This window comes from Rubritalea profundi, from assembly GCF_002954445.1.
In the GTDB taxonomy this organism is placed as follows: domain Bacteria; phylum Verrucomicrobiota; class Verrucomicrobiia; order Verrucomicrobiales; family Akkermansiaceae; genus Rubritalea; species Rubritalea profundi.
Window position 1 is genome coordinate 1,794,388 of sequence record NZ_MQWA01000001.1, and the last position, 25,101, is coordinate 1,819,488.

Genomic DNA, 25,101 nt, shown 5'->3' on the forward strand with positions numbered 1-25,101 from the left:
ACATGATGGCTTAAATATCTGGTGAGTCAATAGGTCGATGAAGGAAATTGAGGTATCCTCTTGTCATTGGCACTTTTAGGCGTAGATTCTCCATCAATATTTATGGAAACCTTTCTGACAATCCTTAAGAACATCGGAATCATTCTCGCTGTTGTTTTCAGCTTCAATGTTATCATCTTCGTCCACGAACTCGGGCACTTCATGGCCGCACGCTGGCGTGGGCTTGAAGTCGAGCGTTTCCAGATCTGGTTCGGTAAGCCAATCTGGAAAAAAACCATCAATGGCGTTCAATACGGATTGGGGTCAATCCCCGCTGGTGGATTCGTTGCTCTACCACAAATGGCACCGATGGAGTCGATCGAAGGTGGCAACAGCGACCGAAAGAATCCGCTGCCACCGATCTCACCATTGGATAAAATCATCGTCGCCTTTGCCGGGCCACTGTTCAGCTTCTTACTCGCTATCGCTGCTGCTGTGGTCATCTGGCAAGTGGGCAAGCCAAAGGACATGCTAGAAACCCAGACAGTCGGCTACGTCGCAGCAGAGATGCCTGCTGCCAAGGCCGGTCTCAAAGAGGGTGATAAAATTATCAAGATCAATGGCGAGGAAGTGAAAGGCTTCGGCGGGAGCCTTGACTCGATTGCTGAGCGAATCGTTTTTAGTACCGGAGAACAAATTACTCTCACGATCGAACGACCAGGAGTCGGCGAGATGGAGATTGTGACTGGATATTATGTGGAACAGGCGAGCAACTTCACCAAGCGTGATGGTGTGCGTCAGATCGGTATTGGGCCCATTTCAGATGTCATCGTAGGAAGTCTATTTAAAGGCGGGCCAGCGGAGTTCAGCGGCTTTGAGGTCGAAGATAAGGTGCTCAGTATTGAAGGTCAGAAGATTTGGAGTAGCAGTCAGTTTTCCAGCATCCTGCAGGAGAACCCAAACAAGCTCCTCAATGTATCAGTGCTAAGAGACGGCAAAGAACTCACTCTTCAAACGATGGCTTTGCTGCCGTCCAATGACTATAAACTTGATCCTGAAAAAGACGCATTACCAATGATTGGCATGGGCTTCAAGGGATCAATGAAGAAGACTGAATTGATTTACCCTGGCCCATGGGAGCAAATCACAGCGACCAGCCGGATGATGGCGGTGACGATTGGGGCTTTGACCTCGAGCGACTCTAGCATCGGCGTACAGCATCTCTCAGGTCCAGTAGGCATTGGTAAAGTAAAATACCACATCTTTCATGGTGAGTACCCATTCCGCCACATGCTCTACTTTTGGGTGCTGTTCAATGTAAACTTAGCGATCTTCAATTTGCTACCTTTCCCAGTGCTTGATGGTGGTCACATCACCATGGCGACAATGGAATGGATCCGCAAAAAGCCACTCAACACCAAGGTGCTCGAAGTAGTCCAATCAACCTTCGTCGCGCTCCTGCTTACGATGTTTGTCTACGTCACCATGAAGGATAGTTTCACCAGCTTTGTCAGATCTGCACCTGAACGTGAAGAAGACTCGCCCAAGCTTCCTGAGTGGTCGAAAGAGGACCTCGAAAAAGCACTCAAGCCGAGCGCTTAAAACTGTGTGAGGTCAGCACTAAGACTTAGACTGCGCTAATTCTAGGTGATGCTTGGCGGCGCGGCCGCTGATGGATTCGTGTTCTAGTAACTCTTTGGCAATCGCTTTGACTGCCGCCCATGTGCCTTTGCTGGAAAGCAGGTGCTGGGTTTTATCGAGCATTTTGTGAATCAACTTAGTCGCCTGTCTAGCATTGCCAGCGCGCGACATCGCGAGCTTTTCGGTCATCCGTAGGTCTTGCGCTGCCCCTTGCAGGTTGTATTGACCAGAGATCCGGCCCTCCGCCGCCATGCCCGCGAGCAGGATCAGCATCTCAGCCTCGAGCTTGTCTTGCACCTGCTTGCTGCGCCCTTTCTGGATCGTCACAGCCCCGAGCCTATTCTGCGAGGGAATGATGCTAACCTTCTGCACTGAACGCCCCATCAGCAGAGCCATGACGGCGTGGCCGGCTTCGTGGTAGGCTGTGAGTTCTTTGCGCATGGTGGGAATGGATAAAGCAAAGAGTGGTTTGGTTAAGGTGTCTACCATTTTTGGTGGCGAAATATTCTATTGCTGAAAAAAGAACAAAAATGTTCTAAGGATATCCTCGTTGGTGTGTCGTACTTAATAGAACGCGATGTCACAAAACAATGACCCCCGTGCCAATACAGTTAGTTGATGGGAACTCCCGAACAAGCCGAAGCCTGCGCCCCGAAAGAGTCTATAGAAGGCTGCTTTCGCGATGAAGAGTCGCCGCTACTCCGCTATGCGTATTCTTTTGTACGCCGACGCGAGGTCGCCGAGGAGCTGGTGCAAGAGGCCTTCATGCGGGCCCACCAACATTGGAACGATGTCGAACAACCGAAAGCGTGGCTCTACCGAGCGGTGCGGAATCTAGCACTCAACCACCTGCGTAAACACAAACGCGAGTCGCTGAGCGAGGAGGAACCCCATCAGGAATCGCAAGTTCTACCAGACCAACAAACCCGCCGGTTAGAAGTGGCCGCTCAGTTGCGGGCCTTGATGGCCGAAATGTCGGAGCCGGATCGTGAATTGATCCGGCTGAAGTATGAAGAAGATCAATCCTACGCAAACATCGCCGAGAAGCTGGGCATCGGCGTAGGGAATGTCGGCTACCGGCTCCACCACCTGCTCAAATCGCTCGGCGACGGGCTCAAGCGTGTGGGAGTAGATAGCGCAGAATAATTTTAGAAAGGAAACAACGACCATGAAAGATGAAACAATAGGTGTGTGGCGCGACCCAGAGGTAGAAGTGCGCATTGTGGCCATGGTGTTAGGCGAAGCCAGTGACTTCGAAAAAGCCGAGCTCGAGCGGATGATCGCCGAGGACTCGGGCTTGAAACAATTTTACCTAGAGATGAGTGAACTCCATGGTGGTATTCACTCGGCGGTACAGAAAGATGATGACGCCGGCTGGAAACTCTCTACCGAGCGCCGCAATAGCGTGCTCGGAAAGCTCGGCCAGCCGACGGAGCTCGTGGTTCCTGCAGCAGCCCAGAAGGAATCTAACACAAGCCGTTACCAATGGCGCAGCATCATGAGCATCGCCGCCTGCTTACTGATTACTTTGTTCATCATGGCTGTGATGTTCCCTGTGAGAATGATGAAGAATGTTAAATCTCCACTCGAGATCATTACGTACAGTGCTGCTTATAAATCCGATGAGCAGAGTGAATTAGAAGGCGAGATAGAGATGGTAAAAAGGGTTCTCCCTAAAATAAAATACAAAGATGACCCATTTGCTTCTGATGGCGCGGTTTTTCCAAAAAATCCAGCGACACTGATCGACAAGTTAGAGGATAAAAAAGGTTTCATCAACCCTACGGAGTATGATGCGTTTGCTGAGGAGAGTGGCCCCGTCGTCACGGAGGAGAGGAGACGCGTAGTAGGGAAAAAGGCCAAGATGCCTAGTAAGAAGGCTGAGGCAAGTAATGGATTCTTCGCTGATGAAAAATCTGTTGATAGGCCAGAAATGGCTCAAGGAATAGAGCGCAAGCCGTCGGCTCCTAGCTCAAGCATGGCGAAGGCCGTTGGTTCTCGGTTCAGTAGCTCAACAGCGGTCCCAGTCCCAGATTTTGCAGTGGCAGAACCTTCTCTAGATTTTGGCAATGGAGACGATTTCGGAGGTGGCTGGGGCGACGGTGATGGTTCTGGTGGCGGAGGATTTGGAACCACTCATGGAGATACCTCTCCGAATGTGGCTAATATTATCTCTGTCGGCAAGCGCTCAGGCGATTATGCCATCGCAGGTGACAGCGGCTTGAAAAGTGCAGATCAAGAAAGTCGCCAGATTGTGATAGAAGGATCTGTCTATGCCAAGAAGCTGCGGTCGACGAACTAACCTTTGACGCCTTGAAAGCTTCAGAGAGGCTTGAAAGCCCAAAGTTAAATAGGCCGATATTGCTGTCTCTCGGTAGTACATCTGACACTGACGCAGTGAGGATTCAGAGTTTGAAAGATGCTCCCAGTGATGGGTCAGAGTTTAAAAAATCAAAGTCAGAAGCAGTCAGGAAGAACCTCTACCGAGGTGAGGGCTATATAAACCTCGGAAAATACGACGAAGCTCAAGAGGAATTCAAAGAGGTCTTAAGAAAAGACCGCTATAACAAAGCGGCTCGTCGTGGTTTGGAAAAAATTCCTAATTCCAAGTCTGACTACTACCGCGCCGCCTACGACCAAACACGCGCCGAGTTGCTGATGGAAGTAGATAGGGCGTGGGAGATTGCTGTGCCTCCAACCGTGGATTTCGATTCAAAGCAAAAAGGTTCTACGGATGCCCCGCTAGCCAAGAATAAGCGACTCGAAGCAGCTCGACAGCAAATGCTTTCTGAGGTGGAGCTCAATGAAGAGGATGAATCACTAGCAAACTCAACTGGATCACGGAGCCTTGTTCAGAAAGAAATGGCGCGTCGTGCTGCCGGTGTGCAAGAGAGCGATGCGGTTTTACTCAGAGGTCGCAAGCTCTACGCCGAAGGCAACTACAAGTCTGCTGTAAAGTCCTATGAAAAAGCTCTAAACATGCTCCCTTCTGGTCCAGCAGTGGTAGACCGTCGACGCGGCTACACAGGCCACCTTGTTGATGGTTCGATCGCGTTAGCAGATGATTTGAAGAGTGCAGGCAAGCTGGCGGACGCTAAGGTTGTCCTCAAGTGGGCCCTAGAGAAGGATGAGAAAAATGCCAATCTCAATGGAAGGCTTAAGGAATTAGAAGAGCAGGAAGAAATCCCTGTAGTCGACGAAATATCGGCGACTGATCAGACCCACTCAACTTTCTCGCTGAATGTCAGTGATGCTTCGTACAAGCTCGCTAAGGCAGCTTTGTTAGAGCGTGGCGAGTGGCCTGTTGCCGAATCAGTAAGAACGGAAGAATTCATCAATGCCTTTGACTACGGCGATCCAAAGCCGAGCATGGCTCAGAAAGTGGCCTGTGTGCAGGAGCAAGCGGTGCACCCATTCGTACAACAACGGAATTTACTTCGAGTCTCAATGAGCACTGCAGCCCAAGGGCGCTCGACTCCGCTCAACCTCTTGGTATTGCTCGATCAGTCAGGATCGATGGAGCGTCCTGACCGCGCAGCCACGGCTTTGCGTGCGATGGAGGAGCTCGGCAAACAGCTCGGTCCAAATGACCGTGTGAGCCTGATGAGCTTTGCCCGCGATACTCGGCTGTTAGTCGATGGCCTCAGCGGCGATCGTGCTGGCGAGTTAGTCAAAGTAATGAAGAACCGCCCCAGCGAGGGAGGAACCAATCTTGAGCAAGCGGTGCAGGTCGCACAGCAGCATTTGCTAGCACGACAGAAGAGGGGCGTGCAGAGCCGAATCGTGGTACTCACTGATGGTGCGGCAAACCTCGGCGATGCGAATCCAGAGAATATGACCGCGATGGTCGAGAAAATGCGTGATGCTGGAATTGCCTTTGATGCTTGTGGAATCGGCTTTGACGGGCTGGATGACGGAATCCTGGAAGCGCTCACACGCAAAGGTGACGGGCGCTACTACGTGCTCGATAAACCAGAAGACGCCGACGAAAGCTTTGGTAAACAGATCGCCGGCGCACTGCGACCTGCTGCAAAAAATGTAAAAGTCCAGTTGGTCTTTAACCCCGACAGAGTGGGTAAATATAAGTTGCTAGGGTTTGAGAAACATCGACTTAAAAAAGAAGACTTCCGCAATGACGCGGTGGATGCTGCTGAAATGGCTGCTGAGGAAAGCGGCAGCGCGCTCTACCAGATCGAGACGCTGGCAGATGGTTCTGGCGCCCTAGGCACCGTCTTTGTCCGCTTCCAGGACATGGCAACTGGCGAAATGGTCGAACGAAGCTGGACGATCCCTTATCAGGGAAATGCCAAATCACTCGCTGAATCGAAGCCTTCTATCCAGCTCGCCGCAGTCGCAGGACTACTCGGTGAGAAACTGCACCAGAGCGATGGTGGCACTGTAGATTTTAGCCAGATAAGTAATGTGTTAGGCGACCTGAACTCTCAGTATTCAGGAAACAAGAAAGTCAAAGAACTCCTTCAAATGGTCCGCAAGGCCCAACAATAATCCTCCAAGTTGTGTGTCTCCGGCTGACAAATTACAAACCCTTTACAATATGAACCCCCATTTTTTGGTATGAAAAGAAGTATGAATAATTTCGTGTGTGTTAGTAACAAGGTGGCTCGTGTGAGTCGTTACTGTGTGGGCGCTGTCATAGGACTCAGTTCTATGACGGCGCTGTCTCAGGACAATGTCTCAGTCGGTACAGAAGATGCTAAGAAAACGGTGATTTCCGTGACAGGCATTCCTCCCGCAGCCCCAGTCTTCTACACAGCTAAAGCTCAGAATAATGTGCACTTAGGCAACTCCAAGATTGAGCAATCGATCAATGTGACCCTCAATGTGGTGCAGGGTGAGCCAAAGCTCCTTAGCCTCGAGTTAGTCGGAAATATTTCAGATCTCCAAGTCGTAGGTGCTCAGTTAGAGTCATGGTCGGTGCGGAAAAATCCTTCTGGCAATAAAGTCTTCCTCGACCTTATCCCAAAGAACCCTAAAGCGAAATCGTTGGAGGTAGTTATTGCGCGCGTGTTTAAGCGTGAAGACGCATTGGTAAAAGTACTAACACTCGGGCCAGCGAAGGCTAGCGGGTTCCAACACCAGTTAGATATCAAATGGGATGCTGGAGCGCATGTGGAGCTCAGTAAGGCTGATGGTTGCCAACCAGTAGCACTCTCAAGAATCGAGCAGCGTGTTCGCAAATCTCTAGTTTCTTCAGGAGCCAGCAGGGTAGAAGCCAGGTTCAATCAAGCGGGTTCAGCCTTTTCTGAAGTCGAACTGCGCAATCTGAACGTGGAAGCAAAAGCATCTGAGGACGGGCTGAGCGCCATCGTTCACCTCACCGGAGATGCCGTCGTGCGTGATGAAGATGGTGGCTCGATCGAACTCGTCACTGGACCAATGGCTTTGCAAAAATCCCCACTAGGGAATGGATATAGCTTTGCTCTAACCAGTGGTGGGAAAGAAAAAAATAGCACCCGCTACACAATAGAGTTTGAAAAAAACGGGAACTACGATCTCGACCTAGAATTTGCAGTGAGCCTTGAGCAAGTTAGTGGCTGGACCGGTCTTCGTTTCCGTATTCCCCATGCACCAGTGGTGCCAGTGAGCCTCTCGGGCGTGCCGGAGAAAAGCAGATTCTTACTCGGTGAAACTGAGGTGGATGGTGCTGCAGGTGTGACTCAATGGCAGACTTATCTGCCCGCAAGTGGTCAGTGTCTGCTGCGTTGGAAACCACAGCGTAAAGATAGCTCAGGAGAATTATTCTTCACCACTCAGGCATTAGTCGATGTGCAGGTCGGCGCGGGAATGCTGCGTGAGCGCACTCAGATCGACACCAAAGTGCTCCAAGGGAAAATGCTTAAACTACAAATGGAGCTAGATGGAGCGGGCGATGTGCTCGATCTCCAAGGCCCACACGTGGGAAGCTGGATGGTGAAAAAGGAAGGGGACAAGAGGTTGTTAGAAATCGTCCTCAATGGTGAGCGCACCGATGTGGGCTCAATCACCATCCTCACCCAACACCCGATCGGTAACTTCCCAGCGAAGGTGAAGCCGCTACAGATCACTCCCGTGGGAGCGATGCGCCATGCTGGCTATGTGCGGCTGAGTAACCGTGGGGCTGTGAAACTGGGGGTGTCTTCTCACAATGGATGATGCAGCTAGCGCCGACCCAATTTCCCGAAGTTGGCTTTTCTGCTCCAGCAGGTAAGCAAGTTTTTGTCTATAGATTTCCCGCAGCTGAGCGCAGCTGGGAGGTGATGGCTGACCAGATTTTACCTGAAGTTTCAGTCAATGAAGTCCTCATTTACAAGCTTTCAGAAACCGACCGCGAACTGCATGCCGATGTGGAATTAGACATCCGCGAGGCTCCTCTCCGCGAGTGGGAAATGCGCATTCCGGCAGACTACGCGGTCGCCAGTGTGACCAGTGCCGACATGGGACAAATGGTGGTGGGTCGTACCGTGACCGATGGGCAACGCTCGCTCAAAGTGACTTTTAAAAAAGCGGTGATGGGCCGCCAGTTGATCAAGGTGCGCCTAGCGCGCAACGTGGCGACAGCTGAGGGAGAATGGAGTTTGGTGAAGTTGTCCTACCCTCAGGCGAAGACTGTCCGAGGCAACCTCGGCGTGGAAGCTGCGCTCGGCTGGAGGGTTGTTTCTTCCGCTGTCGATAAATTGGTGGAAATGCCACTCGCGTATTTCCCAAACAAGAGCCCGAATTTACAGCAAGCATTCCGCCTGCGCGAAGCGGACTGGAGTGCGACGATGCAGATCGAGGCGCTGGAGCAAAGTGTCCAGGCTGACGTTTTCCACCTCTACTCGCTGAAGGAAGGAATGGCCTATGGCAGTGTGTTAGTGAATTACTTCGTAGTGGGAGCACCGATGCATGAATGGAAAATCAAAGTTCCCAAGCTCGGTGAGCAAGGGGAAATTGGCAATGTGATGGTGGAAGGGCAAAATGTCCGGAGTTGGAGACAAGAGGGAGATGTCTTGGTGGTGACTCTGCACCAGCCAACCCTTGGCGGATCTACATTGTTAGTTTCCTTTGAAAAGCCGATGAGCGCACGTGGTGGCGTGATAGATCTTGGAAAAGTCCAACCATTGGATGCGAAGAGCGAAAGCGGCTTCATCCAAGTGGTGAGCCCTACCCAGGTGAAACAAAGCGTCAAAGTCTCTAGTGGATTACTCAAGCTCGGAGCCACGGAATTACCCGCCGAATACCGATTGATGAGCTCGGCCCCTTCGCTGGCCTCTTGGCAGTACGCAACACGTGGCTTCGATCTCCAATTGCAAATCGAGTGGTATGCTCCGAGCAATACCGTCGCGCAGGTGGTGGATTTTGCCAGCTTGAGCACCCAGGTCTCTCGCGATGGTGAAGTGGTGACGGAAGCCAAATTCTTTGTGAAAACTCGTGGCCGTAAAGCGCTAGAAATGCGTCTCCCTGCGAATGCCAAATTACTAGAAGTGCGTGCAGATGGCCACGCGCTGAATGCGAGGAAGGATGGAGAAATCTACCTACTACCACTGCCAGCAAAAGTGGATCCAAATGCTCCTGTGCAAGTGGAACTCCGCTACGGTGGTGCTTCTGAGAACCCGAGCAGGCCAGTGATTGCTGTCCCTGTGCTCTCGGCTCCAGTGGTCATCAGCGAATGGAAAGTGCGCTCAGATCGCGGTTACCTTCTTGATGTTGTGGGCGGCAATGTCTTGCCTGTGGAACCGAATCTCACGGAAACTGGCTTCGAGTGGATTCAATCTAGAATGATCATTTTAGTTGGCTCATTGTTGCTGCTGTTAGCTGGATCGTGGGCCTGTGGCCGTGCTGGATCTGGCGGCTGGAAACCATGGATCGGCGCGCTCTGGCTGGTGCTTGCGGCGGTGATCTCTCTGAATACTTCGATGGATGCTAAAAAACATCGTCGAGTCAACTCCCAGACATTTGAAGTAGTGGCTCCAGTCGTTTCACCTGACCAAGCAGTGGTGTTAGAGCTTTCTAATCAACCGAAGTCATCAGCAATGCGTTCCACAACATGGACGCTCGTGGCAGCAGCAGGAACTCTCGCCTTGGTAGCGAGCGTTTTCCTGAGTGCGCTACAGCCTCCTTTGGTCCGTGGCATAGCGATGACCGCTATTGGCTTAGGCTTATTAGGTCAACGTGGAGGAGCCATTCCATTCTTCTTAGTGCTAGCCCTAGTCGCTGGACTATTGATGCTTCAGCTTGGCTGGAAATGGATGAATGGTGCCAAAATTCGCCGCGCCGCGCGGGTGGTGCGTGAGATGGCTGTGACTGCACTAATCGTGTTAGGAATGGCGATGATGCCAGGCTCAGCCGATGCCGCCGAGGTGGCTGACTCTATTGAGCAACGCTGGGATGTCCGCGGCGAGCGAGTCTACGCCGAGGCCGATGTCCTGTGGCAGGCGAATGCCGGTGAGAGCATTCTACTAGTAGAGGCCCCTGCTAGTCTCACCTCGATTATTTCAGAGGGAACTCGGGTGAATAAGCTGACAACTAAAGGAAAAGTACAATGGGTTTTAGTGGCCGAGCGTACTGGCTTGATCAGTGCTAAAATGCGCTATGAAATGCCAGTCAAAGGACTCGCTGATAGACTCTGGACCGTGCCGACTGGTGGCAGTGCGCTTCGCCAAATGCAGGTGACTGTAGACCGTGCAAACTGGGAAATCACCTCAGATCAGGCGATTCTCCACGAGGTGGTAGAAAACGCCCAGAGTAGCACCGCTAAAATGCGTTTTGCTCCGATCAAATCGATCCAGCTCAAGTTCCAGCCGATGGGACGCGACCCGAAGACTGAGGAAACCCGCTTCTTCGTCGAGAGTGCCGACCTCTACATTCCTTCACCAGGAGTCGTGGATGGCTGGCATAGTCTTTCGATCCGGCCAGTCAGTGGTGAGTTAGATCATTTGTCGATCGAGGTACCTGAGGGTATGATGGTGGGCGACGTACTTGGGCAGCGCTTGGAAGATTGGCGATTTGATCCAAAGACGCGTGTGCTCAGCGTGCAATTGACCGAAGCACAATCGAAACGCTTCTCGTTGTTAGTGCAGACTCAGCGCGGTATGGAGACATTGCCACAGGTTTTGGCCCTGAGTCCACTGCGTGTGCGTGAGGCCGATTCTGTAGTAGGCGTGTTAGCTCTAGCCTTCGGAAATGATGCGCAGCCAGACGCGCTCAAGCCACAGGCTCTGGCGACAGCAAACTTGTCTGACTTTAACGCTCGACTGTGGCAGCAAGCGAGGGGCCAGCATGGTGACGCAGTTCTGCAAAAAGTGTACCGATACGGTAAGGACAAAGCTCAGCTCAATCTACAAATTGACCCAGTTGCCGCCGAACTTAGAGTCATTTCTAAACAACGACTCTCACTCGGTGAAGAGCGTATGTTGCTGGCTGTGACCACAGATGTAGAGATCGTGCGTGCGGGTGTATTTGAGCTTCGCTGCGTGATCCCAGACGGGATGGAAGTAGAATCTATCAGCGGCTCAGCATTGCGCGATTGGACTGAGATTGAAACCGATGGAAAGCGCTATGCTCTGCTCCAATTGACTGGTCGGACCTTAGGAAAGCAGCAATTTCACCTCAGCTTTACCGGGGTTTCTCCAGTGATGAAGGGCAGCGTGACCGACTGGGTGGTGCCGCATGTGGAGCTACTCCACGCCATGCGCCAGACTGGCGAACTTCTGGTTGTACCGGAACAAGGAATCCGGGTGCGAGTTGTCAAACGGCAGCATGTGACTCAGCAAGATGCCCGCCAGAGCGGCACTCACCGCAAGGGAGATTTGGCCTTCCGTTTGCTCCAGTCAGATTGGAGCTTAAAGTTAGGTATTGAGAAGCTCGACCCTTGGGTGCGTGCTACTTGTTTGCAAGAAATGAGCCTGCGCGAAGGCCAAACCCGCACTCGACTCAGCCTCGACTACGTGATTGAAAATGCCGCTGTCAAAGTGCTGCACCTTCGGTTACCTGGTTTGACTGTGGATGAAGCTAAGACCGTGCGTGCCAGCGGTGGATCGGTGAAGGAAATGGTCCAAGTAGAGGACGACAAATGGGAGCTGCGCTTGCGCCGTGGAATTATCGGTAAAACTGCTTTAGAAGTCGAATTCCAACGCTCTGTGGATCAACGCGACGGCAAAGAGCTTCTTCGTCCAGTGCTGTTAGATGGTGTACGTCAGGTCCAACATTATGTGACTGTTCGCTCGAGTGGCCGACTCGACATCCGTGCGACCGATGTGCTCGGATGGCGCGCCAGTGATTGGTCAGCAGTTCCTAAAAAATTGCGCAACAAGGCGGACAGCAGCGTGCCAGCACTTTGTTACCTACTCTCAGAACCCGAAGCACCTTTGGCTGTCGCTGTCAAACGTCACGAAATTGCGAAAACCCTAAAGCTCCGTGTGTTAGAGAGCAAGCTCACCAGCCTGTTTAGCGCGGATCAATCCGCCCTAACTCTGGCAGAGCTCAGTGTGCGAGTGGTCGAGAAGGACACGATGCGTGCGACTCTCCCCGAAGGAGCCCAGCTATTCAGCGTGACAGTCAATGGCGAGAGCGTGGAAGTGGTGAGCCAAGGGAGCGAGCAGCTCTTTTACGTCACCGCTGGAGCGGAAGATGATGAGCGTGCTGAAGTGAAGCTGATGTACCGCACGCTTGGCACTGGCAAAGCAAGTAAGCAGATTTCTCTGATAGGGCCACGCTTTAGCGCGCCGCTGGAGAAGATTGATTGGTTTGTCAGCCTTCCCGAGGGCTATCGTCTCACGGGGAGAGGGGATGCCTTCGACTTTATGGGCGGCCAAGGTGATGGCGTAGCATACGGCATGAAGGAATATCAGACTTCGATGACTAGCCAGAAGCAACAGCTCGCTGAACTCGCAGAAGTGCAGATTGATCAAGCGAATAGCTGGATTTCTAGTGGTGACTATAAGAAGGCTGAGAAAGTGCTCAGCCAAGTATCTAAGAACCGTGCGGTGGATGCTGCCTCTAACGAAGATGCGCGAGTGCAGCTCCGCAACCTGCGCAACCAGCAGGCAATGATGGGCCTCAATACCCGCCGCCAGAAGCTCTATCTTGAAAATAAGTCGGTGGGCAACATGGTGGACTTCAATGACGCTTTTGAAGAAGCCGCGAATAATAACCCCTTGTTTCAAGGCAAAGACAACTACCAGCCTGAGCAGGTGGAGCAGTTGCTGATGGGTAACTCCGCTGAAGAGCGAGATGCCATGCAGCGTATTGCTGACCGTATGGTGAGCCAACAATTGGCCGCCCAACCAGCTGCTCAAACCATCGAAGTCACCTTGCCACAAGCCGGTGCGTTACTCCACTTCAGCCGTGCCAGCCAACTCAACCCAGACATGCCACTCGTGCTGGAGTTAGAAATAGAGCACCCTAGCAATTACGGAGCCGGCCATGTGATCGGCCTGTTAGTCATTCTCTTTGCCGCTGCGCTACTGCTACTTTTACTCCGCAAGACTGCTGCGTAGACATAAAAAATGCCCTGACCAAGTGATTGGTGCAGGGCATGAATTTGAGAAGGATTTTTTTAGCGGGTGATGCGCGTGGTGGAGCCGTTACTGAGAACGCGGACGCGGTCACCGACGTTGAAGGATTCGCGCTTATTGACTTCTTGAACAGCAGAGATGCTGCGGCCGCTGTCGAGTTTCACAGTAATTTCGAGACCCTGCTTGGTGCCCATGGACTGCTCGAGTCGTGAGCCTAGAGCGGCACCTGCGGCTGCACCACCTACAGCACCGAGCGTGTTAGCTGTGCTGCCGCTGCCGATTTCATTACCGAGCACACCACCAGCAATACCACCGATGATCGCTCCGGCTGCGCTGTTACCTTGGATCGCGACATTGCGGATAGAAGTGATTTTTCCAGTGCTTACAGATTGAGCGCGTCCAGCTTCACCGCGCGAATAGGTGTCGCCAGTGAGTGATTGTTGAGCACAGGAGGCGAAAAGTAACGGCGCTGCACTAGCGAGGATAAGTAGCTTTTTCATAGATCATTCTAGACTACACTTCTTTAATTTTTGTGCAAGTGGCATGAGGTGATTTTGCTGTCAACCAGCAGCCTTCCGTTCTTTGGTCGTATTTACCATTATCAGTTTACAAAATGTCTAGATGAGTTATTTTTTAAGTAGTTTACCCTTTTTATGAAATTCCCAATTGCGTCAATTTGTATCGGCTCGAGCCTGTTTTTATCCTCAGCTCTCTATGTGGGAGCTCGGACATGGACAGATGTGAAGGGCCGCAAGATCGATGGGGAGATTATCTCTAAAAACATCACGAAAGTGAAGGTGGATGTGAAGGGGAAGTCTGTAGAGATACCGCTAAAAAAGCTTTCTCAGGCGGACCGCAACTTCGTGACTGGCTGGGAGCCAAAGGCTGCTGCTACGGATAAGAAGCAGACGGTAAATCCTGGTAAGCCAAGCAATGCTGAGGTCGAATCTTATTTTAACATCCCGTGGCCAGAACTGGTTTCTGCCGATGTGGGAATGGAGATTGAGGTGGAAGCGGGCCCAGAGAATACGTTTATTTATCGTAGTGAGAACTATGAATTTGTAAGTAATACCAAGCTGAGTAAAGTGGTGGTGAAGCGTTTCGCCATGTTGTTTGAAGCCACACGTCTCTATGTGCAGCAAATGCCCTACGCGAGCTTGAAATCCCATAAAAAGAGTGCAAATTATAAGGTCATGCTGTTTGACACGATGAGCTCGTATCATCGTGCTGGTGGGCCAGAGGGCTCCGCTGGTGTGTACGTGTCTTCGAAGGATGTGATCATGGTTCCTTGCGCTAGCTTGGGCTTGATCAAGCGTAGGAGCAGCTGGGCACTCGATTACGATAAAACAAATAAAACACTGCCACACGAAATCACCCACCAAGTGACGGACCGTGAATACTACGCGCAGGGAGCACGTGGCTGGTTTAGCGAAGGGATGGCGGAATACATCGCCGCGACACCCTATCGCAGTGGCAAGTTTAGTGCGAATAAAGCGGAGTCAGCAATCGAGCAATACGTGACCAATTTTTCAAAGAAAGATGGCCGTGGCAGAAACTTAGGAACAGAAATCAATGCTCCAGATTTGAAGCAATTTATGATGATGAGCTACAGCCAGTTTGCGGGAGCAAATGGCAATTTCAACTACGGTCTTGGTGCTCTGTTAGTGACCTATTTCAACCACTACGATGGCGAGGGGGACGGAGAAAACATCAAAAACTTCCTGCGTGCCTTGAAGGCTGGAAAGACCGGCGAAGAAGCTATCGAGGTGCTGCGCGCTGGACGTAGTTTCGAGGAGCTAGAGGCTGATATCACCAAGGGCTGGCGCAAGCGTGGGGTGAAAATCAAGTTCAGCTAAAAAAGAATGCCCAGCTGTGAAATACAGACTGGGCATTGAAAGGGTTTAAATCTAGTGAGACTTTAAACGAGGTCAGTCTTGCCGCTGAAGACAAAGTCTGCTGGGCCAGTGAGTGTGACATTGGTGAACTTGTTATCGCCAACTGGCTCGAAGCCGATCTCCAGCGTGTCGCCGCCAGCGACGTCGACCTTCACTGGCGACTGAGCACCGGTGAGGATGTGGTGGAACAACGCGCAAGCACACATGCCTGTGCCACAAGCGAGGGTTTCACCTTCCACCCCGCGCTCGTAAGTGCGGATAGCAATGTGGTCGTCTGCGATGATTGCCGCAAAATTCGCGTTCGTGCCATTAGGCGCAAAGCGATTGTGATAGCGGATAGCCGCACCATTTTCCAGAACATCGAGAGCCGGGAGGTCATCGACAAAGCCTACAGCGTGCGGCACGCCAGTGTTGACGAAATGCACTTGATTGAGGTCTTCGAGTTCAACTGCCGTATTCATTTCGAGGTCGAATGGATCAGACATCGCGATTCGAACATTGCTGCCGATAAGCTCGGCGCTGAGTGTTCCAGCAATGGTTTCAAAAGTAACGAGCTCTTTTGTTGGAGACGAAGAAAGTTGAGCGGTGTAGGCGCCAAAACAGCGGGCACCATTGCCACACATTTCAGCTTCTCCACCGTCCGCGTTGTAGTAGCGGAACTTGTAGTCAGCACCCTTTTCGGCAGGCTCTACTGCGAGCAGGCCATCGGCTCCAACACCGCGGTGGCGGTCGCAAAGCAGCTCGATTTGTGCGGTGGTGAGATTTGTTTTTAGATCGCGGTTGTCAATGACAACGAAGTCGTTGCCCGCGCCATTCATTTTAGTGAAATTTAGCATAACAGTGAGGTGTTATAGATTATTTGAAAACTAGGTGGTTAGGAGCCCTTTAGACGCCTGGATGAGCGGGGTGGTGAAGGCTGCGACTTTGGCCGCGACGTCAGCACAGTCAGCATTTTCTGCTACCTGATTGACGATGCATGAGCCTACGACAACTCCATCACAAACGGATCCAACCATAGCAGCTTGCTCAGGTGTGTTGATTCCAAAGCCAATGCAAACAGGCGTGTCAGTGTACTTCTTAATGCGGGCCACTGTGTCGCCGATCGCGGCAGATGGTGCCGCCTGCGCACCAGTCACGCCGGAGCGAGAAAGCGCGTAAATAAAGCCTTCGGATTGCTGAGCCAGTGCTGCGATACGCTCTTCTGGAGAAGTCGGAGCAATCAGAGTGATGTGCTTGAGTCCTTCGTGAGCCGCGAGCTCTTTGTTGTGCTTCACTTCGTCCGGTGGAAGGTCGAGCAAGAGCACGCCATCCGCACCAGCCGCTGCTGCGTCGCTGTGGAATTTCTCGAAACCGTATGTGTAAATCGGGTTGAGGTAAGTGAAGAGCACGATCGGAGTCTCGTGGGTCTCGCGGAAGTCGCGAACCAATTGAAGAATTTTCACGAAAGTAGTGCCGGCCTTGAGCGCGCGCTCAGCAGCCAGTTGGTTGACTACGCCGTCGGCCAGTGGATCGGAAAAAGGAACGCCTAGCTCGATCACGTCGGCACCCGCGTCTGCAAGACCACGGATGATTTCGAGAGACTTTTCCAAGTTTGGATCACCCGCAGCGACGTACGCGATGAAGGCTGGAGTGTGAGTTTCGGCCAACTTTTGAAAAGTGGTATCGATGCGGTTGCTCATGAAAGAAAGCTGGCTCTGGTTGGGCTGATTTTCAAGCTGAATATGCAGTCTTTAGCAAGGATGCTATCATCACCTTCTCTTGTTAACCCTATTTTTTAAGTTAACTTCCGCTAAGCTCACGCGTGCGTCAACAATAGTCAGCTTGATTGAATACGCATACCAATCCTCTGGTAAATCTGATGGGTTACTTACCCACTCTGTCCAACTTCCTTCACTATCGAAAGATAGGACATTATTTTCCCACCTTAGGTGCTTGGCAAATGAATCCCTCCCTCCCTTCAACCGCTTGTGACGCCCATAAATATTCTGGTGATAATCAGGTAATTTGAGTTCTTCAGCGGTATCATTATGAAATCGGATAATCCTGACTTCGGATGTGGTTTTAGTCCCACCACTAATTACAGCCAACAATGTTGAATCGGGACTCCAAATCAGCTCGATAAATCTATTCGGTTCATACGTAGAGGCAATGGTTCGACATATAACCTTCCCCCCTGACTTCATCCTAATGGTCAGGTTATCTTCATATAGTATCTTAGACGTATATATGACCTCATACTTACCATCAGGAGAATCACGAACTTCATCAGCATGACCTAGTGATATGAAAAAGAATAGTGCCAGCGCGATGAATTTCATTATAATTGGCGAATTTTAGAGCAATGGCTCGCCTGGGTAAAGTTCGAATTGAGCAGACGGCTTTTTCGCAGCCGCCGTCTGCGCCTGGATTACCCGAGGCCTCACTAGGTTCGGGCTTGGGGTAGTATGTGGTGTCACTTCGTGAGACTTTGAAGCTCCAGAGGACTAGCTCAAAGAAAAAGGCGACTCGTTGCCGAGTCGCCTTTGGGGAAATATGTTGCTGCCGAGCTGGGGCCCGGCGCTCCCAGGGTTTAGAAGTGGATTGCGTGGCCGTCTGCGTCGAGAGTGGCCTCGTGGATTGCTTCTGCGAGTGTTGGGTGGGCGTGGATGGTGCTGTGGATTTCATCCGCAGTACATTCCATTTCGAGCGCGAGACCCATTTCAGCGATAAGCTCAGTGGCGTTATCGCCGATGATGTGAGCGCCGAGGAGTTCGCCGTGCTCTTTTCCGAAGAGGAGCTTAACGAAGCCTTCAGTGTCAGCTGCAGCTTGTGCTTTGCCGATCGCAGCGAATGGGAATTTACCCACTTTGTATTCTACGCCTTCTTCCTTGAGTGCGCGCTCAGTCTTACCGACTGATGCCACCTGTGGGTGAGCGTAAGTACAACCTGGGAAGTTGCCAACCTTGCGTGGAATCTTGCCTTCGACGAAGAGACCTTCAACACACTGAACAGCCTCGAATGAAGCGGTGTGTGCGAGCCATGGTGGGCCAGAGATATCACCGCATGCGTAAACGTTAGGGATTGATGTCTCGTAACGATCACCGACTTTGATGAAGCCGCGGTCGAGCTCGGGCTCGAGGCCACCAGGAAGTACTGGAGCCACACCGATAGCCACGAGGCAGACATCAGCGGTGATTTCCTGTGAACCCTTAGCATTTTCAACTGTGAGAGTCACGGAGTCGCCGTTGTCCTTAGTGCCAGTCACCTTAGTGCCAGTGAGGCAGTTGATGCCTTGCTTCTTGAAGGACTTGCCGATTTCAGCACCTATCTCGTCGTCTTCGACAGGAAGGATGTTAGGAAGCATCTCGATGAGAGTCACCTTGGTGCCAAATGCATTGTAGATGTAGGCAAACTCAACACCGATAGCGCCAGCGCCGATGATGGCGAGGGACTTAGGTTGCTCAGCAAGGTTCATTGCTTCTTTAGAAGAAATGACGGAGGTGCCGTTGAATGGAAGTGGTGGGAGCTCGCGGCTCTTGCAACCAGTAGTGATGAGGATGTTAGCACCAGTGATAGTTTGCTTAGTGCCGTCCTTTGCTGTGACTTCTACAGTGTTCTCACCAGTCACAGCGCCGTAGCCTTTGACGTAGTCGACCTTGTTCTTCTTGAAGAGGAACTCGATGCCGCCAGCGAGACGTGAGGAAACTTTACGTGATCGTCCAACTACTTTGGTCCAATCGAACGCAAGGTTGTCGAAGGAAATACCAAACTCGCCAGCCTTCTTGGTGAGTGTCTGGTAGAGTTCAGCATTCTTGAGAAGTGCTTTTGTTGGGATACAACCCCAGTTGAGACATGTGCCGCCAGCGCGGTCTACTTCTACACAAGCTACCTTTTTACCGAGTTGAGCTGCGCGGATAGCGCCAACATAACCGGCAGGGCCGCCGCCAATAACAATGAGGTCGTATGACATAATTTTTATTTAGGTTGAAAATTTCCCGAGCGGCATTGAATACACGCCCCGAACGCGGCCAAGGTAGGGTGAAAAGACTACATTTCAACCCTAAAGCGAGAAGTGATATTCATGAGAGAAATGAGAATACTATCTAATCAAGAAATGGGAGTCGGGAGGGTGAGCATTGCTGCGCCAATGAGCAGGCCGCCAATAACTACTGTGGCTGCCGGTTTGGAGGCTTCTTTCCAGTGAATGAAGAGGAATAAAATTTCGGCTAGTGGAATGAATATGCACGCGAGCACCCACCATAAGCTCTTCATGAAGCAAGTGATGAGAAACCATAGTGCTCCAATAGTGGTCAAAGTTAAGCCTAGCATGAGGAATAAATATCCTAAAATCTCCATGACGTTATTACGCCTCGCGCATGGCGGTGATGGCAGCCTTCATGTCCGTTGCTCCGAAGGCGGATGAGCCTGCGACTAGGACATTGGCTCCTGCTTTTGCTGCGATCGCTGCGGTGGTGGGGTTGACTCCGCCGTCGACTTCGATGTGGAACTCAAGTCCATGTGCTTCACGGTAGGCTGCTGCTGCTTCTACTTTACGCATCATGTCTTCCATAAATGCTTGGCCACCAAATCCTGGAATTACGGTCATCGGTAGCAGGAGGTCGATGTGGGCAAGGTGGGGGACGACTTCTTCAAAAGGCGTCGCTGGGTTGAGTGCTAGGCCTGCGAGGACACCGGCTTTGCGGATCTCAGCAAGCGTGTGAGCTACGTTGTGGTCAGCCTCGACATGGACGGTGATCATGTTGGCCCCACAGGCGAGGAAGCGTGGCAGGTAATGGTCTGGGCGTGAGATCATCAGGTGGACGTCGAGAAAGATGTCGGTGCTCTCGTGAATGGCCTGGATCATTTGTGGTCCAAATGAAATGTTGTCTACAAAGTGGCCGTCCATCACATCGAGGTGCAGCCAGTCAGCTCCCGAGTTGATGGCTCTAGTGACTTCTTCAGTGACCCTGCCCCAATCTGCAGCGAGGAGTGAGGGGGCGAGGATGCGATCTGTGTGGTGCCATTTCTTCATGTGATGAATGCTAAGTAAAAATTTCAGAGGTTTCAAGTTGGCAGTTAGCCATAGACTGATTACATCTAGCTGCATGAGCGAGAATTTCTTGATCGAAGGCAAGAGTGATGAATTTTACATGGAGCTGGCACTGCGCGAGGCGGTGAAGGCTGCCAATGCTGGAGAAGTGCCTATTGGCGCGGTGATCGTGAAGGACGATAGGGTGATAGCTCGGTCGTGGAATCAGGTGGAAACTCTGAAGGACGCTACAGCTCACGCTGAAATGCTGGCCCTAACTTCAGCGATGAGTTCTGTAGGTGACTGGAGGTTAGAGGGCTGCACAGTCTTCGTGACCAAAGAACCATGTCCGATGTGTGCGGGTGCCTTGGTGCACTGTAGACCTGATAGAGTAGTCTTCGGAATTCCCGACCCAAAAGGGGGGGCGGCTGGTGGATGGATCAATTTATTAGACTCGAATCCGCCTTTAAATCACAAGTGTGAGGTTACTTCCGAGGTTTTAAAGGATGAATGTTTGGCTATTTTGCAAAGTTTTTTTAGAGAGGCTAGAGCGAAGAAAAAAGCGGAGAAAGACGCTAAAAAGCAAGACTCTTCAAATGAAGTAGAGGATTCCTAACTGTTTTAAAGGGCTGATTGATTTGCGATTATGTCACAACGTCCATAGAAACCTCTAGACAAGGTAAGGTATTCCACCCAAATTGGTTCCGCCACCTTGAGGTAATAAAAGCAAAACGACACACACAATATGGCGAGGACTTCGGTTCCTCGCCTTATTATTTCACCAACATCGGCTCAAGACATCCTCGCTGGTTGCTTGCAGTCAAAAGCTTCCATTGGGCAACCGAAGGTCTCAATCTCGCAAGTCCGGATACATCACGTGATCGTGATTGTAGAGGAGAGCCGGGCGCTTTCTTCACAGGCACAAAAAAGCGAGACCGTGACGATCTCGCTTTTTTTAAATGAAATGCTAGTTTGGAAAGCTTATGATTTTTCCGCGATTTTCTCTTCGAGGAATCTACCAACCCAAGCAATATCGTACTTGCCAGCAATGAAGTCTGGGTGGTTGATGATTTCGATCTGGAATGGGATCGTTGTCTTGATGCCGGTGACCATGAACTCACGCAGTGCGCGATTCATGCGGGCAATAGTGATTTCACGGGTGGCTCCAGTACAAATGAGCTTAGCAATCATTGAGTCGTAGTACGGTGGGACCGAGTAGCCTGAGTAGACGTGGGTGTCTACACGGACGCCTTTGCCGCCTGGTGCATACCAGAGATCGATCTTGCCTGGGCTAGGAGCGAAGTTGTTGTACGGGTCTTCCGCATTGATGCGGCACTCGATGGCCCAGCCGCGAGGTGTGGCTTCGAGCACGTGATGGGAAAGTGCTTCGCCAGCAGCAACACGAATTTGTTCCTTAATGAGCTCGCAGCCCATGACCTCTTCGGTAACCGGGTGCTCTACCTGGATACGTGTGTTCATCTCCATGAAGTAGAAATCAGTGGCTTCGGCATTGACCAAGTACTCGATAGTTCCAGCATTCTCGTAACCGATGTTCTTTACCAGCGAAACGGAGGCATCAGCCATGCGCTTACGGAGTTCTGGGGTGATGAGGGGCGATGGACATTCCTCGATGATCTTCTGGTTGCGGCGCTGCATGGAGCAGTCGCGCTCACCGAGCTGGATCGCATTGCCGTGGGTGTCACCAAAGATTTGGAACTCCACATGGTGCGGGTTGATTACTAACTTCTCAAGGTAGCATTCGCCGTTGCCAAAGCAGGCAATCGCTTCTTGCGACGCTTGGTTGTAAAGGTCGATGAAGTCGTCTTCGCTGAAGGATGGGCGCATGCCGCGACCACCACCACCAGCAGTGGCTTTGATCATCACTGGGAAACCAATTTCCTTCGCAAGTTCAAGACCGTGCTCGGCAGATTCTAGAATGCCGTCAGAACCTGGTGTGACTGGAACGCCATTCTCTAGCGCTGTGGCACGAGCGGTGTTCTTGTCGCCCATCTGACGAATTGTGTCGGCGCGAGGTCCGATGAATTTGATGTCGCAGCTTTCGCAGATTTCTACGAAGCGGGCATTCTCAGAGAGGAAGCCATATCCTGGGTGAATAGCATCTGCTTCGGTAATCTCGGCGGCCGCGATGATGCGGTCGGGCATAAGATAGGAATCTTTGGAAGGGCCGGATCCAATACAGACTGCTTCGTCAGCGAGCTGGACGTGCATGGAGTCGACATCGGCTTCTGAATACACAGCGACAGATGGGACGCCGATTTCACGACAGGCTCGGATGACTCGGAGGGCGATTTCGCCACGGTTAGCGACTAAGACTTTTTTGAACATGATACAAAAATCTACCTAGGTAGCTCAGGTAAAAGAGGTGGTTCGGCAGCTGCCGGGATTAGCTGAGAGTGAAGAGCGCGTCGCCGAACTGGACTGGTGTTGCCTCGTCCACGTTGATGGATGTGACTGTACCAGATGTCTCGGCTTTGATTTCGTTCATCACCTTCATTGCTTCGATGATGCAGATGGTCTGACCTTCACTGATAGTGTCGCCGACTTCTACGAAGTTTGGAGAATCTGGTGACGGCTTGCAGTAGAACGTTCCCACCATTGGTGAGTCAATTGTCTTACCTGCTGGAGCAGCTGCGGCTTCTGCAGGTGCACTGGCGGCTACTGGAGCCGCTTGTGCTACTGGAGCAGGTGCTGTTGCATACTGAGGTGCTGGCATGGAGGCAAAAGCTGCCTGAATAGATTCGGTATCGAGACCTTTCTTAAGCTTGAGATTGAAGTCTTCCTTCTCAATATGGAAGTAGGAAAGATCGTGCTCGTCCATGAGCTCTACGATTTTACGGATTTCGTTGTGGTCCACGATAGTATGTTAGCTAAATTAAATAAATCACCGACGCCCGAGTCAGTGTGAAGGCTTACAAGGTAACTGTGCGGATGAGAGAGCGTCAAGCGCGGATCAGTGATAGTTTACACGTATTGTTCACAACTTATTTACAATAGAGAGATAATTCCTTGTCTAATTTTAGGCAATCTGTCTAAGTTGTTAAATGTATGGCAGAACGATATCGTATTGAACAAGAACTAGGCACAGGGAGGGCGGGAGTTGTGTATGCTGCATTCGACACTGATCTCAACCGACAGGTGGCATTTCGGCGTTTCGATACAGCGGAAGAAAATTTTCATGACGAGGAATGGCGTAAGCAGTTCTTTGATGTGGTGAGTGACCTTTCCCGGATCAATCATTCTAATATCCTGAGTGTGCTGGATGCTGGCATTGATGACGATGGCCCCTATCTGGTGACAGCTCACGTGGAAGGACTCAGTTTGAGTCAGCTGATTAAGCATTCCGGTCAGATGGAAATTAAAGAACTCTATTCATTGACTTGTCAGTGTTTAGACGCGCTGCAGGCTGCAGAGGAATTTGGTTATTTCCACCACGCTCTTTGTCCTTCTTCGGTGATAGCAACTCCCAAACCGTCTGGAGGCTACCACTATACTATGATGGACCTAGGGCACAGTAAGTTGATCCCCTTGGTGTCAACTGAGGGAGAATTTGGTCTATCCAAGACCCTCGACCCAGCTTTGATGGCTCCTGAAATATATGAAGGAAAGCCTCAAGGCATTCGTAGTACATTATATATGTTAGGTCAGTTGCTCTATTGGATGGTTGCTGGCGGGCATCCGCTAGCTGGCTATTCTCTCGAGCTAGCACATGCGAAACATAAAGCCGGTGAGATTCCTTATCTTAAATCGTATAGGGCTGACTTCCCCGAGCCATTCCGCCAGTGGATCTATTGGCTGATCCAGCCAGATCCAGCCAAACGACCAAAATCGATGATGGATGCTATCAAGCATTTGCCTCCCTACGAGGCGGCAACGACTCAGCCTACTTTACCTCAGCCGATCCGAATGGATGCTCAGGCTATAAGGCCAGATTACGAAGCCTAGTCGCTAGGCCTTGGCTAGCGGGCGTTTTTAAAGTATCGTTTTTTCGAGTAAAGTCGTTTACTGATCGGTCATGATCGAACTCGGTAAAATGAACACGCTAGAGGTAGTGCGTGAAGAGGACCATGGCATCTACCTTGAAGCAGGGATTGATGGCGAAATATTGGTCCCGGTTAGAGAAGTGGCCGAGGGGACGCGTATCGGGGACATGCTAGAGGTGTTCATCTATCGCGATTCAGAGGACCGCTTGATCGCTACGACTAAAACGCCTATGGCAATGGTCGGAGATTATGCAGTGTTAGAAGTGATGCAGGTGACTCCGCACGGAGCCTTCCTTGACTGGGGCTTGATGAAGGATTTGATGCTGCCATTTGGTGAGCAAAAACGTAAGGTGAGCCAGGGCATGCATGTCGTGGTCAGAGTCTATGTCGACGAAGAAACTCGCCGGATTGCAGCCACTGCAAGACTTGGCCGATACCTCGGGAAAACTGATCGAAAGTATCTAGAGAACGAAGAAGTCAACGTGATGATCGTGGACCGCACTGATCTAGGCTACCGGGTGGTGGTAGAAAAAGAGGACTGGGGTCTACTCTATCATAATCAGATTTTCCAAGCTCTCCACGTGGGGCAGGGCTTGAAAGCGTATGTATTCAGTACCCGTACAGACGGGAAGTTAGATCTCATTTTAGAAAAGCCAGGTCCAGAAAAGGCAATGACTCTGAGTAAGCAGATTCTTGATCGTCTCCAGCAAAGCGATGGCTATATCGATGTGGGTGACAAGTCAGACCCTAGCCAGATTCTAGCGATGTTCAACGTGAGTAAGAAAACTTACAAACGCGCGTTGAGCCAGCTCTACAAAGAGAAGAAAATCGTCTTTGAAGGCGAAGGTATCCGTTTGGTCGTGAAGTAAACTTCGAGGGGAATCTATGATCGCTCAGGAAATTCAAAAACTGATAAGCGAGGCGGCCGCTGGTGATATCGCCTCGATCCTTGCGCTGGTCTGTTTCAGTGGGATCTACCTTTGTGTGAGTTTCGCTTTGATGACTAGGCTATGGAAACGCGAGGGGACTACTGGCAAAAAGGCCTTTTGGTCGCTGACTCTTTTTATTCCAGTGCTGGGTTG

General features: G+C 51.3%; 20 protein-coding genes. 10 read left to right on the forward strand and 10 right to left on the reverse strand.

From position 1 onward, the window contains the following. The first annotated feature begins 102 nt into the window (after nt 1-102). On the forward strand, nt 103-1,581 hold the full coding sequence (rseP, locus tag BSZ32_RS07925; RefSeq protein ID WP_105042942.1) for an RIP metalloprotease RseP: 1,479 nt from the start codon (nt 103-105) through the stop codon (nt 1,579-1,581). A gap of 18 nt (nt 1,582-1,599) precedes the next feature. Here the strand turns inward: rseP and BSZ32_RS07930 are convergent, their stop codons facing one another. Continuing rightward, nucleotides 1,600-2,109, reverse strand: coding sequence for a M50 family metallopeptidase (locus tag BSZ32_RS07930; RefSeq protein ID WP_105042943.1), 510 nt, complete (start codon nt 2,107-2,109; stop codon nt 1,600-1,602). Nucleotides 2,110-2,238: 129 nt separating this feature from the next. Here BSZ32_RS07930 and BSZ32_RS07935 point away from each other — a divergent pair, with 129 nt between their 5' ends. From BSZ32_RS07935 to BSZ32_RS07955, 5 genes are all read left to right on the forward strand, one after another. Beyond that, nucleotides 2,239-2,766 (forward strand): RNA polymerase sigma factor, encoded by a 528-nt coding sequence (locus tag BSZ32_RS07935; protein ID WP_105042944.1) that lies wholly within the window; start codon nt 2,239-2,241, stop codon nt 2,764-2,766. Nucleotides 2,767-2,788: 22 nt separating this feature from the next. Further along, nucleotides 2,789-3,922, forward strand: a complete 1,134-nt coding sequence (locus BSZ32_RS07940; RefSeq protein ID WP_105042945.1) for a hypothetical protein — start codon at nt 2,789-2,791, stop codon at nt 3,920-3,922. 110 nt (nt 3,923-4,032) lie between these two features. Then, nucleotides 4,033-6,126, forward strand: coding sequence for a YfbK domain-containing protein (locus tag BSZ32_RS07945; RefSeq protein WP_105042946.1), 2,094 nt, complete (start codon nt 4,033-4,035; stop codon nt 6,124-6,126). Nucleotides 6,127-6,207: 81 nt separating this feature from the next. Next, entirely contained in the window at nt 6,208-7,773 is a 1,566-nt protein-coding gene (locus tag BSZ32_RS07950; protein WP_129589656.1) for a hypothetical protein, read from the forward strand. Further along, on the forward strand, nt 7,770-13,097 hold the full coding sequence (locus BSZ32_RS07955; protein ID WP_129589657.1) for a hypothetical protein: 5,328 nt from the start codon (nt 7,770-7,772) through the stop codon (nt 13,095-13,097). The genes BSZ32_RS07950 and BSZ32_RS07955 overlap by 4 nt, the downstream gene beginning before the upstream one ends. Nucleotides 13,098-13,156: 59 nt before the next feature. Here BSZ32_RS07955 and BSZ32_RS07960 read toward each other — a convergent pair whose 3' ends face one another. Further along, the gene (locus tag BSZ32_RS07960; protein ID WP_105042949.1) at nt 13,157-13,615 is read right to left on the reverse strand and encodes an outer membrane lipoprotein; all 459 of its coding nucleotides are present in this window, start codon (nt 13,613-13,615) and stop codon (nt 13,157-13,159) included. Between the two features lie 153 nt (nt 13,616-13,768). Here BSZ32_RS07960 and BSZ32_RS07965 point away from each other — a divergent pair, with 153 nt between their 5' ends. Next, nucleotides 13,769-14,971 (forward strand): hypothetical protein, encoded by a 1,203-nt coding sequence (locus BSZ32_RS07965; RefSeq protein WP_105042950.1) that lies wholly within the window; start codon nt 13,769-13,771, stop codon nt 14,969-14,971. A 62-nt stretch (nt 14,972-15,033) separates the two neighbouring features. Here the strand turns inward: BSZ32_RS07965 and dapF are convergent, their stop codons facing one another. The 6 genes from dapF to rpe all read right to left on the reverse strand — a co-directional run bounded on the left by dapF (nt 15,034) and on the right by rpe (nt 20,021). Continuing rightward, nucleotides 15,034-15,846, reverse strand: coding sequence for a diaminopimelate epimerase (gene dapF, locus BSZ32_RS07970; RefSeq protein ID WP_105042951.1), 813 nt, complete (start codon nt 15,844-15,846; stop codon nt 15,034-15,036). Between the two features lie 30 nt (nt 15,847-15,876). After that, complete coding sequence (gene trpA / locus BSZ32_RS07975; RefSeq protein ID WP_105042952.1) at nt 15,877-16,689, reverse strand: tryptophan synthase subunit alpha; 813 nt, start codon at nt 16,687-16,689, stop codon at nt 15,877-15,879. Between the two features lie 69 nt (nt 16,690-16,758). Continuing rightward, entirely contained in the window at nt 16,759-17,328 is a 570-nt protein-coding gene (locus tag BSZ32_RS07980; RefSeq protein WP_105042953.1) for a hypothetical protein, read from the reverse strand. Nucleotides 17,329-17,579: 251 nt separating this feature from the next. Beyond that, on the reverse strand, nt 17,580-18,959 hold the full coding sequence (gene lpdA, locus BSZ32_RS07985; protein WP_105042954.1) for a dihydrolipoyl dehydrogenase: 1,380 nt from the start codon (nt 18,957-18,959) through the stop codon (nt 17,580-17,582). A 137-nt stretch (nt 18,960-19,096) separates the two neighbouring features. Further along, nucleotides 19,097-19,345 carry a hypothetical protein gene (locus tag BSZ32_RS07990; protein ID WP_105042955.1) on the reverse strand — a complete coding sequence of 83 codons (249 nt, stop codon included), beginning with the start codon at nt 19,343-19,345 and terminating at the stop codon, nt 19,097-19,099. A 7-nt stretch (nt 19,346-19,352) separates the two neighbouring features. Beyond that, nucleotides 19,353-20,021 (reverse strand): ribulose-phosphate 3-epimerase, encoded by a 669-nt coding sequence (gene rpe / locus BSZ32_RS07995; protein WP_165788728.1) that lies wholly within the window; start codon nt 20,019-20,021, stop codon nt 19,353-19,355. 73 nt (nt 20,022-20,094) lie between these two features. Here rpe and tadA point away from each other — a divergent pair, with 73 nt between their 5' ends. After that, the gene (gene tadA / locus BSZ32_RS08000) at nt 20,095-20,634 is read left to right on the forward strand and encodes a tRNA adenosine(34) deaminase TadA (RefSeq protein ID WP_105042957.1); all 540 of its coding nucleotides are present in this window, start codon (nt 20,095-20,097) and stop codon (nt 20,632-20,634) included. A 365-nt stretch (nt 20,635-20,999) separates the two neighbouring features. Here the strand turns inward: tadA and accC are convergent, their stop codons facing one another. After that, nucleotides 21,000-22,364, reverse strand: coding sequence for an acetyl-CoA carboxylase biotin carboxylase subunit (gene accC, locus BSZ32_RS08005; protein WP_105042958.1), 1,365 nt, complete (start codon nt 22,362-22,364; stop codon nt 21,000-21,002). 58 nt (nt 22,365-22,422) lie between these two features. Next, complete coding sequence (accB, locus tag BSZ32_RS08010) at nt 22,423-22,893, reverse strand: acetyl-CoA carboxylase biotin carboxyl carrier protein (protein ID WP_105042959.1); 471 nt, start codon at nt 22,891-22,893, stop codon at nt 22,423-22,425. Between the two features lie 191 nt (nt 22,894-23,084). On the opposite strand from accB, the gene BSZ32_RS08015 reads away from it, so the two are divergent. Further along, the gene (locus tag BSZ32_RS08015; protein WP_105042960.1) at nt 23,085-23,981 is read left to right on the forward strand and encodes a serine/threonine protein kinase; all 897 of its coding nucleotides are present in this window, start codon (nt 23,085-23,087) and stop codon (nt 23,979-23,981) included. 70 nt (nt 23,982-24,051) lie between these two features. Then, a complete protein-coding gene (locus tag BSZ32_RS08020; protein ID WP_105042961.1) occupies nt 24,052-24,888 on the forward strand; it encodes a CvfB family protein in 837 nt (278 codons plus the stop codon). Nucleotides 24,889-25,101 lie beyond the last annotated feature (213 nt).